Below are 13,021 nucleotides of genomic sequence, written 5' to 3'. Positions count from 1 at the left end.
CCCGTGGCTGAGACGCCCACGCGCCGCGAAGCCATGCTGGCCAAGATCGAGGCGCTCCACGCCGAGCAGGCCAAGGCCGTCGCCGGCGGCGGTGAGCGCAGCGTCGCCCGCCACCACAAGCGCGGCAAGCTGCTGCCCCGCGAACGGATTGAGCTGCTGATCGACGAGGGCTCGGCGTTCCTCGAGCTCTCGCCCCTGGCAGCCTGGGGGACGGACTTCCCCGTCGGCGCGAGCGTGGTCACCGGCATCGGTGTCGTCGAGGGGGTCGAGTGCCTGATCAGCGCCAACGACCCCTCGGTGAAGGGGGGTGCGTCGAACCCGATCACGGTGAAGAAGATCTTCCGGGCCTCCCAGATCGCCCAGGAGAACGGTCTGCCGACGATCTCGCTGGTCGAGTCCGGCGGAGCGGACCTGCCGTCGCAGAAGGAGATCTTCATCCCGGGTGGGCGCATGTTCCGCGACCTGACGCGCGCCAGCGCGCGCAAGGAGCCGACGGTCGCGCTGGTCTTCGGCAACTCCACCGCCGGCGGTGCCTACGTGCCGGGCATGAGCGACTACACGGTGATGGTCAAGGAGCGGGCCAAGGTCTTCCTCGGCGGTCCGCCGCTGGTGAAGATGGCCACGGGCGAGGAGTCCGACGACGAGAGCCTCGGCGGTGCCGAGATGCACGCGCGGACGTCCGGACTGGCTGACTACCTCGCCGAGGATGAGCTCGACGCGATCCGGATCGGGCGGCGCATCGTGGCGCGGCTCGACCGGGCCCGCAAGGACCCGGCCCCGTCGTACGCCGAGCCCGACCTCGACCCCGAGGAGCTGCTCGACCTGATCCCCAGCGACCTCAAGGAGCCGTTCGACCCGCGCGAGGTGATCGCGCGGATCGTCGACGGGGTCAGCCCGACCAACGCCGTGGCCTTCGACGAGTTCAAGCCGCTCTACGGCACCTCGCTGGTGACCGGGTGGGCCTCGATCCACGGCCAGCCGGTCGGCATCCTCGCCAACGCCCAGGGCGTGCTGTTCAGCGAGGAGGCGCAGAAGGCCACGCAGTTCGTGCAGCTGGCCAACCAGTCCGACACCCCGCTGCTGTTCCTGCACAACACCACCGGCTACATGGTCGGCAAGGAGTACGAGCAGGGCGGGATCATCAAGCACGGCGCGATGATGATCAACGCGATCTCCAACTCCACCGTGCCGCACCTGACGGTGATCATGGGTGCCTCCTACGGTGCCGGAAACTACGGCATGAACGGCCGCGCCTACGATCCACGCTTCCTCTTCACCTGGCCTTCGGCGAAGTCGGCGGTCATGGGTCCGGCGCAGCTGGCCGGCGTGCTCGAGATCGTCGCCCGCCAGTCAGCCGAGTCCAAGGGTGAGGTCTTCGACGCCGAGGGATTCAGGGCGATCAAGGAAGTCGTGGAGGCCCAGATCGAGGAGCAGTCGTTGCCGCACTTCCTCTCCGGGATGCTGTACGACGATGGCGTCATCGACCCGCGCGACACCCGAACGGTCCTGGGCATCTGCCTGTCCGTCATCCGCAACAAGCCGATCGCCGGCACCGACCGATTCGGGGTGTTCCGCCCATGAAGCGACAGATCTCGCGACTGCTCGTCGCCAACCGTGCCGAGATCGCCAGCCGGGTCTTCCGGACCTGCCGCAGCCTCGGCATCGAGACGGTGGCGATCCACTCCGACGCCGACGCGGCCCTGCCCTACGTGGCCGAGGCCGACGTCGCCGTACGCCTGCCCGGCAGCACGCCGGCCGAGACCTACCTGCGGGTCGACCGCGTCCTCGACGCGGCCCGCCGCGCCGGCGCCGACGCGATCCACCCCGGCTACGGCTTCCTGTCCGAGAACGCGGAGTTCGCCCAGGCCGTCGTCGACGCCGGCCTGACCTGGGTCGGGCCCGACCCGGCCTCGATCACCGCGATGGGCTCCAAGATCGGCGCAAAGGAGCTGATGAAGGCCGCCGGTGTGCCCGTCCTGGAGGCACCCGAGCAGCCGACCGAGGCCGACCTGCCGCTGCTGGTCAAGGCCTCCGCCGGTGGCGGCGGCCGCGGCATGCGCGTCGTGCGGTCGCTGGCCGACCTCGAGACGGAGATCGCGAAGGCACGCGAGGAGGCGGCCTCCGCCTTCGGTGACGGCACCGTGTTCGTCGAGCCGTACGTCGAGCGCGGCCGCCACGTCGAGGTGCAGGTCGTCGGCTCGGTCGTCTACGGCGACCGCGACTGCTCGATCCAGCGCCGGCACCAGAAGGTCGTCGAGGAGGCGCCCGCCCCGGGTCTGCCCGACCACGTGCGCACCGCCATGCACGAGGCGGCCCGGGCGGCCGCCGAGGCGATCGACTACCGCGGCGCCGGCACAGTGGAGTTCCTCTACGACGAGGAGACGGAGCGGTTCTTCTTCTTGGAGATGAACACCCGGCTGCAGGTCGAGCACCCGGTCACCGAGCTCGTGCACGCGGTGGACCTGGTCGCCCAGCAGCTGGCGGCGGCCGAGGGCGCACCGGCCTCGGCTGCCGGACCCGTGCAGGGGCACGCGATCGAGGTCCGGCTCTACGCCGAGGACCCGGCCGCGGACTACCAGCCGCAGTCCGGCCTCCTCACCACCTTCGAGATCCCCGGCGCGGACGGCTCCGAGCCGGGCGTGCGGGTGGACCGCGGGTTCGTCTCCGGCAGCGAGGTCTCGACCTTCTACGACGCGATGCTGGCCAAGGTCGTGGTGCACGCACCGAGCCGCGGGCAGGCCGCGCGCCAGCTCGCCGGCGTCCTGCGCCGCAGCCGGATCCACGGGCTGACCACCAACCGCGACCAGCTCGTCGCGATCCTCACCGACCCCGCGTTCCTGCGCGGCGAGGTGAGCACCGCGTTCCTCACCGACTGGGCGCCGCCGGCTCGGGAGGCCGACCGGGACGCGCCGCTCGCGGCCGCGCTGGCGATCGCCGAGGCCCACCGGGTCGCGCGCGCGGTCCAGCAGCGGATCCCGGTCGGGTTCCGCAACGTGCCGAGCCAGCCGCAGCGCACCACGTTCACGGTCGGTGACACCGAGGTCACCGCGGAGTGGTGGGGCGGTCGCGACGGCTACACGGCCGAGGACGTGCGCGTCCTGGCCGCGGCCCCGGAGACGGTCACGCTCGAGCGGGACGGCGTCGCGACGACGTACGCCTGCACGGTCACCGGCCTGCCCGGGCGCGAGGTCGTCGACGTCGACGGACCGGGCGGGCACGTCCGCCTGACCAGGGTGCCGCGGTTCGTGGACCCGGCCGACCAGGTCGCGAGCGGCTCGCTGCTGGCGCCGATGCCGGGCAGCGTGGTCAAGGTCCTTGTCGAGCAGGGGCAGCAGGTCGCCGCGGGCGACCCGGTGCTCGTGCTGGAGGCGATGAAGATGCAGCACACCGTGAGCGCACCGACCGACGGCGTGGTCACCCAGCTCGGCGTGACGACCGGTCAGCAGGTCGCCGCGGGAGAAGTCATGGCAGTGGTCGAAGCAGCAGAGGAGCAGGCATGAGCACGTTCACCGAGTCCGAGGAGCGCCAGGAGCTGCGCAAGCAGGTCGCGCGTCTGGCGAGCAAGTACGGACACGACTACTTCACCGGTCAGGCGCGTGCCGGCCAGAAGACCACGGACCTGTGGCTGGAAATCGGGAAGGCCGGTTATCTCGGCATCAACGTCCCCGAAGAGTACGGCGGCGGGGGTGGGGGTATCGGCGACCTGGCTGCTGTGTGCGAGGAGCTCGCAGCCGCCGGCTGTCCCCTGCTGCTCATGGTCGTCTCGCCGGCCATCTGCGGGACGGTGATCAGCCGGTACGGCACCGAGGCGCAGAAGCAGAAGTGGTTGCCCGGCATCTGCGACGGCACGAGCACGATGGTCTTCGCCATCACCGAGCCCGACGCCGGCACCAACACCCACAACATCGCCACCACCGCCCGCAAGGACGGCGACGGGTGGGTCCTCAACGGCCGCAAGATCTGGATCTCCGGGGTCGACGAGGCCGACAACGTCCTGATCGTCGCACGCACCGAGGACGCCAAGACCGGCAAGATCAAGCCGGTCCTGTTCGTCGTTCCAACGGACGCTCCCGGCTTCGAGTACACCGCGATCCCGATGGAGATCGTCAGCCCGGAGAGCCAGTTCCAGGTCTTCATCGACGACGTCCGGCTGCCTGCGGATGCCTTGGTGGGCGACGAGAACGGCGGGCTCGCCCAGCTGTTCGCCGGCCTCAACCCCGAGCGGATCATGGGTGCCTCGTTCAGCACCGGCCTGGCTCGCTACGCCCTGGAGCGAGCCGTGGCCTACGCCAAGGAGCGTGAGGTCTTCAACGGCCCGATCGGCGGTCACCAGGCGATCGCGCACCCCCTGGCGCAGAGCCACATCGAGATCGAGATGGCACGCCTCATGACCCAGAAGGCCGCCGCGCTCTACGACGCGGGGGACGAGTTCGCCGCCGGCGAGGCCGCGAACATGGCTAAGTACGCCGCTGCGGAGGCAGCGTGCGACACCGCGGACCGCGCGGTGCAGACGCACGGCGGCTTCGGCATCTCGCAGGAGTACGGCATGGCCGCCCTCCTCGTCGCAGCCCGGGTCGGTCGCATCGCCCCGGTCAGCCGCGAGATGGTCCTCAACTTCGTCTCGATGCACTCCCTCGGGCTGCCCAAGTCCTACTGAGGCTGCTGGGGGGTGCGGCGATACCCGGGTACCCGGGTATCGCCGCACTTCGGTGGTGTTGCAGTGGCCGGTATGTGCACGGACACCCGGGTAACCGGGTATCGCTGAGCCCTGAGCCGGGTCCCTACCGATACCGTCGTCCCCCGTGGGACGGATCGCGACGACGCTCGACGGTGTGCAGCGGCGCCGTCGCGTGCTGTCGGTGCCGATCGCGGTCTTCTACAAGTACGTCGACGACCAGGGTCCCTACCTCGCCGCGATCATCACCTACTACGGGTTCATCGCGATCTTCCCGCTCCTGCTGCTGGCCACCTCGATCCTCGGCTTCCTGCTGCAGGGCGACCCGCAGCTGCAGGAGGCGGTCCTCAGCTCCGCGCTGGGCCAGTTCCCGATCATCGGCGAGGAGCTGGGCCGGCCCGAAGGCCTGACCGGCTCCACGACGGCCGTGGTCGTCGGTGGTCTGACGGCGCTCTACGGCTCCCTCGGCCTGGGCCAGGCGCTGCAGAACGCGCAGAACATCGCCTGGGCCGTGCCGCGCAACTCCCGGCCCAACCCGATCGTGCTGCGCTTCAAGAGCCTGGTGCTCCTCGGCTCGGCCGGCCTGGCGATCCTCGGCCTCTCGATCCTCTCGGCGGTCGGCTCGGAGACCGACGCCCTCGGCGGCGACATGAGCGGCAACCTGCGCTGGCTGATCCGACTGGTCTCGGTCGCGCTCGTGGGCCTGGTGCTGACCTACCTGTTCCGGCTGGCCGCGGCTCGTCGGCTCCGCTTCATGCAGGCCGCGCCCGGTGCCTTCTCCGTCGCGCTCATGCTGCAGGCGCTGCAGTTCGTCGGGACGCTCTACGTCACCGCGGTGCTGAGTGGCACCAGCGGCATGAACGGCACGTTCGCGCTGGTCCTCGGCCTCATGGGGCTGCTCTACATCGCCGCGGTGATGGGCGTGATCGGGATGGAGATCAACGTCGTGCTGGCGCGCCGGCTCTACCCCCGCGCGCTGATGACGCTGTTCACCGACAAGGTCGAACTCACCGCCGCCGACCGCCGCGCGTACACCTACTACGTGCGCGCGCAGCGTCACAAGGTCAACGAGGTCATCGACGTCCACTTCACCGACACCGACGCGGCGGCCGTGGAACCGGCGCCGCGGCTGGAGGAGCTGCGCAAGCAGCCGCCCACCACGGTGCTGCGGGCCTCGGACGTCGACGGCGCGGAGGCCGGTGTCGGGACCGGGGAGGCCGACGAGCCGCGGCCCGCGCGCGAGACTCCGCGTGAGGATCCGCGCGAGACCCCGCACGACGCCCCGCACGGGCGCACCCCCTGACGGGCCTCCTGGACGCCCGGGCCGCCCGGGGCTGCGGGCTCAGCCCCGCAGCCGGGCGCGCAGGGACTCGACGGTGCCGCGGGTGATCCGCAGGCCGTCGTACAGGTAGCCCTCGAGGTCGCCGAAGTGCTCGGCGACGGCGGCGTCGGCCTCGGCAAGGTAGGCGGTGTCGGCGACCATGACCGTCTCGTAGACCGCGACCTTGTCCTCGCCGAGGTGCTCGCGGACCATGCCGAGGTACTTCGCCCAGGTCCCGCCGAAGCGGTTCGTGAGCAGGTAGTCCTCGACGACGGTCTCCTCCGGCACCCCGCAGGCGCGCAGCAGCAGGGCGCTCGCCCAGCCCGTGCGGTCCTTGCCGGCGGTGCAGTGGAAGAGCTGCGGGTGCTCGGCGTCGGCGAGCACGGTGAGCAGCTCGCCGAACGCGGCCCGGGCGCCGTCGTCCTCGACGAAGACGCGGTAGACCCGCTTCATGGTGGCCAGGCCCTCCTCGCGCGAGGTGAGGGTGGCGACGTCGTCCATCGGGATGCCGGGGACCCGCACGTGCGTCCAGGCCGCCCCGGGCACCTCGGCATCGGGGTGGGCCTCGACCTCCGGGTGGTCGCGCAGGTCCAGCACGTCGCGGATGCCGAGGTCGCGCAGCGCCCCGGCGTCGACGTCGCTGAGCTGCAGCTCGTTGGAGCGGAAGAGCACGCCGCGGCGCAGCCGCACGCCGTCGGCGGCGAGGTAGCCCGGGCCGGCCACGTCGCGGAAGTTGTCGGCGCTCGCCAGCCGGGTCAGCTCGTAGCCCTCGTCGGCACGTTCGTCCACGCCGGCCAGCATGTCAGGTGCGCCCGGGCCGCGTGACACCTCGGCCCGGGCGGGGGAGACTGCGCGGGTGATCCGCTACCTGCCCGCCGTCGTGGCCTTCGCCCTGGCCGTCTTCTGCCTGGTCGACGTGATCGGCACCCGCGAGCCGCGGAACCTGCCGAAGTGGGCGTGGATCGTGATGATCCTGCTCTTCCCCCTGGTCGGCTCGCTGGTCTACCTCTTCGTCGGTCGGCCCAAGCCCGTGCCTCCGGCGTCCTCGCCGTACGCCGAGTACGAGCGGCCCGGCCGGATGATTGCCTCCGACCCGGCCAAGGACGCCGAGTTCCTGCGTCAGGTCCGGGCACGCGCCGAGGAGCAGCGGGCGCGCGCGAGGTACGAGGCCGAGGAGAAGCGGCGCCGTGAGCAGGGTGGGGCCGGCGACCCGGGCGAGCAGCCGGGCTGAGCCGGGGGGAGGTCGATCGGCCCGGACCGCCGTGCGGCAGACTTCCTGGCCGTCGGGAGGAGCAGTCATGAAGGTGGAGCAGGTCGCGGCGGCGTACGCCGTGGAGGACGCGAGCGGGGCCGGCGGCTGGGTCGCCGAGCACCTGGGGTTCGAGGTGCTGGTCGACCTCGGCTGGTACGCGAGCACTCGCCACCCGGACGTCGCGGTGACCGTCGACTTCGTCGACCGCGGGCACCACACGTGGCAGGGCCGGCCCGCTGTGTCCGGGGCGATGCTGGCGCTGGTCGTCGACGCCGTGGACGAACACCACTCCCGCTTGGCGGGGGCCGGCGTCGAGGTCCTGACCGCGCCCCGCACCGAGCCATGGGGGCAGCGGCGCTGCCAGGTCTCCGGCCCGGGTGGTCTCGTCGTCGAGCTCGTGCAGCCCGTGGCCCCGGACCCGGAGTGGATGGCCGCGCAGGGACTCCCCGGGTGACCGACGTCCTCTGACGAGCCCGATCAGAGCGCGGCGTACACCGCTTCCTCAAAGTCTCCGTAGAGCTTCCAGGCCTCGTGACGCGTGATGAAGGGCAGCGAGTTGGTGTAGATCGAGGCGCAGATGCCGGTCGTGCGGTCGATGAAGAAGTGGGTGTTGAAGAGCCCCGCCCACGACCCGGTGCCGGCGCGGCGGCGGCCAGGGATGTCGTGGCTGTTGAGCAGGAGTCCGTAGCCCCACTTGTTGCCGGGTCCGGCATACATCGTGTCGGTGATCGGCGGGTCCGCGGTCGGGATCTCGGCGGGGAAGTCGAGGTCGCCGATCTGGTTGGTGAAGGCGGCGTCGACCGTGGCTTCGTCCAGGATGCGCACGCCGTTGAGCTCGCCTCCTCGCAGGAGCGCCTGCTCGAAGCGGATGTAGTCGCGGGGGGTGGAGAAGAGGCCGTGGCCGCCCGCCCACCAGTCGGGTTCGGGGTTGAGGATGTTGCCGGCCGACGCCCATGTGCCGTCCTCGCCCTTCACGTGGACGGTGACGGCGTTGTCCATCTGCGTCTGGTCCGGGTGGAACGTGGTGCTGCTCATGCCGAGCGGGCCAGCGATGCCCTCGTCGATGACTGCGTCCAGCTTCTTGCCGGCGACGGCCTCCACGACGCGGCCGAGCCAGTCGGTGTTGATGCCGTACACGTACTTCTCCCCGGGGTGCGCCGTCATGGGTGCACCGAAGGCGGCCATCGATCCGGGTACGACGTTCGGGACGCCAGTCGCCGCTTCGTACTTCACGAGCTGGTCGTTCCAGAACCAGTACCCCAGGCCAGAGGTGTGCGTCACGAGGTGGTGAACCGTGGCCTTCGTGCGCGGCTCGACCAGGATGGGCTCGTCCCCGTCGAACCCCTCGAGCACCTTGACGTCGGCAAAGTCCGGGACGTACTCCTCCACCGGAGCGTCGAAGTCGAGCTCGCCACGTTCCTTCTGCTGCAGCGCAGCGACGGTGCAGACCATCTTGGTCATCGACATGATGCGGAAGTGGGTGGAGGTGCCGACCGGGTCATCAGACTCTCCCGCTATGCGGATCCCGGCCCCGCCCTCGTAGAGGACGCCGTCGCGGTCGGCGACGATCGCGGCGACGTGCGGCACAGCACCGTCCGACACGGCGTCGGTGAGCACGCGGTCGATCCCGGATCCGTCGATGTGTGTGGCCATGGCTGCTCCTCAGAGTGCGGGGACGGTTCCTCCGTCCGGCTGCCGACCACCGTCTTGCAACCCGTGGCGAGTGGGAACCGACAAGACGTCTGAGTCGGAGGAGTGACGACCGCCACATGGCGGTGGCAGGCTGGCCACCCCGCCGATCTACTGAGGCGCCCGAACTGCGACTCCCTGATTGCGCACGATGTGGAGAGACCTGTGACAGCCAAGGTGCAGCCGGTCGCGCGCCCGCCGTTCGACGCCGAACTGCGGGCCGGCCTGGCGGTGGTCGGCGGCATGTTCCCGCCGACGATCACGCCCGACCTCATCGACTTCATGCGCGTGTCGTACGCCGCCCCGCCCATCGAGGACCTCCTCGTCGCCAAGGGCATCGTCTGCACCGACGACGTGGTCGTCGCTCCGGACGGGCACGAGGTCGCCGTGTCGGTGCTGCGTCCCAAGGATGCGCCCGGTGAGCGCCCGGGGGTGATATATGCGCACTCGGGCGGGCTGATGTTCGGCGACCGCTTCAGCGGGATCGACCTGGTTCTCGACTGGGTGTCCGACTTCGGCGCGGTCCTCGTGACGGTGGAGTATCGGCTGGCACCTGAGCACCCGCACCCGTACCCCTTCGACGACATGTACGCCGCGCTCGAGGCCGCTGCCTCGCGTGCAGGGGATTGGGGCTTGCGGCGTGACCGCCTCGTGGTCGCGGGAGCGAGCGCCGGAGGTGGGCTCGCAGCAGGCCTTGCGCTCGCAGCCCGCGACCGTAACGGACCGGCGCTACGGGGTCAGGTACTCGACTACCCGATGCTCGACGACCGCGGCACCACGGCCTCGACCCATCAGTTCGACGGCATCGGCGTGTGGGACCGCGTCAGCAACGAGACCGGCTGGACTGCTCTGCTCGGCGACGCCCGCGGCACCGAGGCGGTGTCAGAGTACGCCGCCCCCGCCCGCGCAACGGACCTCTCGGGCCTGCCTCCGGCGTTCATCGACGTGGGTGCCGCCGAGATCTTCCGCGACGAGGCGATCGCCTACGCGGACGGGATCTGGCGTGCGGGCGGTGACGCGGAGCTGCACGTGTGGTCGGGGGCCTTCCACGCATGCGACATCTTTGCCGCCCATACCTCCGTCGGCCGCGCCATGATCCGGGCCAGGAACGACTGGGTCGAGCGGATCATCGCCGACTGAGAACCGGACTACGCTCGCTCGCAGAAGGAGGTCGTCGTGCAGGAGCTGCTCGGCCGCATTGCCCGGCTCGACCCGAGCGCGAGCCTCGGGCTGCGCGTCATCGCCTGCTTCGACGAACTCATGGTCGGCAACGTCAACACGCGCGCGCTGCTTGCCGCTGCCGCATCGCTCGCTGGCTGCGTCGCCGGCTTCCACTCCGAGACGCCGGCAAAGACCGTGCGCATCGATCCCCGCGGCCATCACGCGGCCGACGTACGACCGGAGGTGGACCCGGCGTTCCAGCAGGATGCGAGCGACGGACTGACAGTGTGGTTGGAGCGGAACGGGGAGCGGCAGCCCAACGACGCCATCGTGCTGGAGCGACTCGCCCTGGCGGTTCGCATGCGGCACGGCCGCGGGCGTGAGAGCGACCACCGGCGCGACCTGAGCCTGCTGCTCGATGCCGAGGTGGACGTGCAGGCACGCTGCGTTTCTGCGATCACCCTCGGACTGCGTCCGGGGACGCGCTACCGAGTGGTCTGTGCGCCCCTCTTCGCCGTGTGGCCCGAGCACCCCCAGGGCCCCGAGGACGTCGTTGCAACGCGTTTCGGTGCCATCCACGCGCTGGTCCTTCCGGCCAGTGCCCACGAGGTGGCCGCTGTACCCAGCGGGGTCGGCGTCGCCACCGAGGTGGAGGACCTCCACCACTCCTTCCGCACAGCTCTCGTCGCGCTGCGGCTGTGCGATCCGCCGGCGGTCGGGTCGGTTCTGGCCGACGACTTCGGCGGACTGATCGGGCTGCTCGCCGACGCGCCGGACGGCTCCTTCCAGCCCGACGTCGCGCTGGTCGACGCAGTGATGGCCTACGCGTGGGGCGCGGAGACCTTGTCCTCGGTGGTCCGGTCGCACTCGTTGCGGCAGGCCGCTCGCGAAGCCGGCGTGCACCACAGCACGATGCAGTCGCGCCTTGAGACCGTGATCGCGACTCTCGGGTTCGACCCGTTCGAGGGCTACGGGCGCACGCGCCTTGGCACGGCGTACCTCGTCTGGCGCCTGCGCCACTCGCGCGTCTTGGACCTGCCGGCGCCTATCGCCACACCTCGAGGGTTGTGACGGCCGACATCGATCCCTTACACGTCGTGCGCCTGGCCGGAGACGCCTAGCCGTCGCCTCGGCAAAAGGACTGGCGTGACCCTGCCGCGGTGCCGACCATGAGGTCGTGGAGATGCTGATCGCCTTCGTCGTGGCCGTGCTGGTGGGGCTCGGCGTCCGGGTAGGGGTGTCGTCGTGACCTGGCCTCGCGTCGACGGACTGAGGTCGCTCGAGCTCGGCTCCCCCGGGGAGATGCGGGCACGCCTCAACGGCCTGGTGATCGAGGGTCGCAAGCGGGCGACGGCCGGCCTGGTCGAGGAGTACGAGCAGGAGGGCGAGGCGTTCGAGCACGTCGGCGAGCGACTGGTGCTGCTGCACGACGACGGCACCCCGGCCGGAGTCGTCGAGGTGACGTCGGTGGAGCGGACGACCTTCGGCGAGGTGCCGTGGGAGTTCGCGGAGTCGGAGGGGGAGGGGCACCGCGACCTCGAGCACTGGCGCGAGGGGCACCGCAGGTTCTGGGCCTCGGAGGGCCGCGACGTCCGCGACGACACGCCCCTGCTGATGATCGGCATCCGGTACGTCGGCTGACCGGCCTCGTGCGGCCACCGGTCCGGCCGCGTCAGCCCGGCGGGAGCACCCGGGCCAGGGACTCGGGATCGCGCCCGACCACCGTCGTACCGTCGTCGGCGGTGATGATCGGCCGCTGGAGCAGCCGCGGGTCGGCGACCAGGGCGGCGAGCCAGTCCTCGCGAGCCTCGGGGGTGCGGGGCAGGTCGGCCACTCTCGCGGCCGAGGGCTCCCCGGTGCGGGTGACGTCCCAGGGCTCCAGACCCAGCCGCTCGAGCACCGCCACGAGCTCGCCGCGGGTCGGCGGCTCCTCGAGGTAGCGCCGGACCGTGTACGCCACGCCCGCCTCGTCCAGGGCCGCCGTCGCGGCCCGGCACTTCGAGCAGGCCGGGTTCACCCAGATCTCCACGATCCCAGTCTGGCGGCAAGGGTCCCGCTCATCGCACCCGCACCTCGGTGAGGACCAGCACCCGGGCGGCGTCGGGCGTGCAGAAGTCGACGGCCATCGCCCAGTACCCGTCCTCGGCGTACGACGGCAGCGAGCGCACCGGCACCACGGCGCCGCGAGCGGACAGGCGGCTCCCGTCGGTCGCGGTGGCACCCGAGGGCAGGACGTACTCGTCTCCGGAAGCGCCGATCGCTGTGCCTTCGGGCCAGACGACCAGCAGCGGGTCCGACGTCCCCGGGACGGTGCCCAGGAAGCAACCGCGGTCCGACACCTGCAGGCGCACGGTCAGGGGTCGGGGCCGGTGCGGGGCGTCCGGGGCGTCCGGGGCGGAGAGCTGGGGCACGCCCATCCCGCCCGACTGGTCGTCCTCGTGGGCGGGGGCCGTGGCGACAGGGGCGGCTCGACCAGAGGCAGCAGGGACAGGGGCGGGCGCGGGCCCGTCGGGCTCCGGGCCGGTCCCTGACTCGGACCCCGCGCAGCCGGCGAGGGCGGAGGCGACCAGCAGGGCGAGGACGACCGACGCCGGCGTCGCCGAGGTACGGCGTCCACTGCCGGCCGGCCGAGCGCCGTACGTCCCACTCACGACCTTGCGACGTGCCGGCACCCCGCGAGGTTCCCACGGCTCGGCCCGGCCGGCGCCGCAGATCGCGAGGGCCCTGCTGGTCCCGCTCCAGACCGGGTACGCCCACTGTGTGGCGTTCCGGTTCAAGCAGGTTGAACCGGGACACTGTCGGCGGCCGCGAGAAACTGCCCGGAGACGGCCACGAAGCTGCCCGCTGGCGGTCATGAGAACTGCCCACTGACGGCCATGGGATCTGCCCGACACGACGTCGTCTGCCTTGCCGCGGTCCGCGG

13 protein-coding genes are annotated in these 13,021 nt (G+C 71.3%); 9 read left to right on the top strand and 4 right to left on the bottom strand.

What is annotated here, in order from left to right; all coding sequences use genetic code 11:
- Window positions 1-33: 33 nt before the first annotated feature.
- From ACYVID_RS16215 to ACYVID_RS16200, 4 genes are all read left to right on the top strand, one after another.
- Entirely contained in the window at window positions 34-1,581 is a 1,548-nt protein-coding gene (locus ACYVID_RS16215; protein WP_300644154.1) for an acyl-CoA carboxylase subunit beta, read from the top strand.
- On the top strand, window positions 1,578-3,500 hold the full coding sequence (locus tag ACYVID_RS16210) for an ATP-binding protein (RefSeq protein ID WP_460738810.1): 1,923 nt from the start codon (window positions 1,578-1,580) through the stop codon (window positions 3,498-3,500). Before ACYVID_RS16215 ends, ACYVID_RS16210 begins: the two co-directional genes overlap by 4 nt.
- Window positions 3,497-4,657, top strand: a complete 1,161-nt coding sequence (locus ACYVID_RS16205) for an acyl-CoA dehydrogenase family protein (protein ID WP_300644108.1) — start codon at window positions 3,497-3,499, stop codon at window positions 4,655-4,657. The genes ACYVID_RS16210 and ACYVID_RS16205 overlap by 4 nt, the downstream gene beginning before the upstream one ends.
- A 145-nt stretch (window positions 4,658-4,802) precedes the next feature.
- Entirely contained in the window at window positions 4,803-5,978 is a 1,176-nt protein-coding gene (locus ACYVID_RS16200) for a YihY/virulence factor BrkB family protein (protein WP_300644107.1), read from the top strand.
- A gap of 39 nt (window positions 5,979-6,017) precedes the next feature.
- On the opposite strand, the gene ACYVID_RS16195 is transcribed toward ACYVID_RS16200, so the two are convergent.
- A complete protein-coding gene (locus tag ACYVID_RS16195) occupies window positions 6,018-6,785 on the bottom strand; it encodes a tyrosine-protein phosphatase (RefSeq protein ID WP_460738807.1) in 768 nt (255 codons plus the stop codon).
- A 67-nt stretch (window positions 6,786-6,852) separates the two neighbouring features.
- Between ACYVID_RS16195 and ACYVID_RS16190 the strand changes: the two genes are divergently transcribed.
- Complete coding sequence (locus ACYVID_RS16190) at window positions 6,853-7,227, top strand: PLD nuclease N-terminal domain-containing protein (protein WP_460738805.1); 375 nt, start codon at window positions 6,853-6,855, stop codon at window positions 7,225-7,227.
- A gap of 67 nt (window positions 7,228-7,294) precedes the next feature.
- Window positions 7,295-7,702, top strand: a complete 408-nt coding sequence (locus tag ACYVID_RS16185; RefSeq protein ID WP_460738803.1) for a VOC family protein — start codon at window positions 7,295-7,297, stop codon at window positions 7,700-7,702.
- A 23-nt stretch (window positions 7,703-7,725) separates the two neighbouring features.
- Here ACYVID_RS16185 and ACYVID_RS16180 read toward each other — a convergent pair whose 3' ends face one another.
- Window positions 7,726-8,901: a serine hydrolase domain-containing protein gene (locus ACYVID_RS16180; protein ID WP_460738801.1), complete on the bottom strand. Its 1,176-nt coding sequence runs from the start codon at window positions 8,899-8,901 to the stop codon at window positions 7,726-7,728.
- A gap of 102 nt (window positions 8,902-9,003) precedes the next feature.
- On the opposite strand from ACYVID_RS16180, the gene ACYVID_RS16175 reads away from it, so the two are divergent.
- The 3 genes from ACYVID_RS16175 (at window position 9,004) to ACYVID_RS16165 (ending at window position 11,739) form a co-directional block, all read left to right on the top strand.
- Window positions 9,004-10,077, top strand: coding sequence for an alpha/beta hydrolase (locus ACYVID_RS16175; protein WP_460738799.1), 1,074 nt, complete (start codon window positions 9,004-9,006; stop codon window positions 10,075-10,077).
- A gap of 36 nt (window positions 10,078-10,113) precedes the next feature.
- The gene (locus tag ACYVID_RS16170; RefSeq protein WP_460738797.1) at window positions 10,114-11,169 is read left to right on the top strand and encodes a CdaR family protein; all 1,056 of its coding nucleotides are present in this window, start codon (window positions 10,114-10,116) and stop codon (window positions 11,167-11,169) included.
- A 174-nt stretch (window positions 11,170-11,343) separates the two neighbouring features.
- Window positions 11,344-11,739: an ASCH domain-containing protein gene (locus ACYVID_RS16165; protein ID WP_460738795.1), complete on the top strand. Its 396-nt coding sequence runs from the start codon at window positions 11,344-11,346 to the stop codon at window positions 11,737-11,739.
- 31 nt (window positions 11,740-11,770) lie between these two features.
- Here the strand turns inward: ACYVID_RS16165 and ACYVID_RS16160 are convergent, their stop codons facing one another.
- The gene (locus ACYVID_RS16160; RefSeq protein WP_300644100.1) at window positions 11,771-12,127 is read right to left on the bottom strand and encodes an ArsC/Spx/MgsR family protein; all 357 of its coding nucleotides are present in this window, start codon (window positions 12,125-12,127) and stop codon (window positions 11,771-11,773) included.
- 28 nt (window positions 12,128-12,155) lie between these two features.
- Window positions 12,156-12,509, bottom strand: a complete 354-nt coding sequence (locus ACYVID_RS16155; protein WP_460738792.1) for a hypothetical protein — start codon at window positions 12,507-12,509, stop codon at window positions 12,156-12,158.
- Window positions 12,510-13,021 lie beyond the last annotated feature (512 nt).

Source organism: Nocardioides ginkgobilobae (assembly GCF_054781275.1).
The sequence above is the reverse complement of the archived record's forward strand: the minus strand, read 5'-3'. Positions and strand labels throughout refer to the sequence as shown.

What these genes read in the sequence shown, in the direction of transcription:
- ACYVID_RS16205 (WP_300644108.1), top strand. Translation starts at nt 3,497, where the DNA reads ATGAGCACGTTCACCGAGTCCGAGGAGCGCCAGGAGCTGCGCAAGCAG.
- ACYVID_RS16210 (WP_460738810.1), top strand. Translation starts at nt 1,578, where the DNA reads ATGAAGCGACAGATCTCGCGACTGCTCGTCGCCAACCGTGCCGAGATC.
- ACYVID_RS16185 (WP_460738803.1), top strand. Translation starts at nt 7,295, where the DNA reads ATGAAGGTGGAGCAGGTCGCGGCGGCGTACGCCGTGGAGGACGCGAGC.
- ACYVID_RS16215 (WP_300644154.1), top strand. Translation starts at nt 34, where the DNA reads ATGCTGGCCAAGATCGAGGCGCTCCACGCCGAGCAGGCCAAGGCCGTC.
- ACYVID_RS16180 (WP_460738801.1), bottom strand. Translation starts at nt 8,901, where the DNA reads ATGGCCACACACATCGACGGATCCGGGATCGACCGCGTGCTCACCGAC.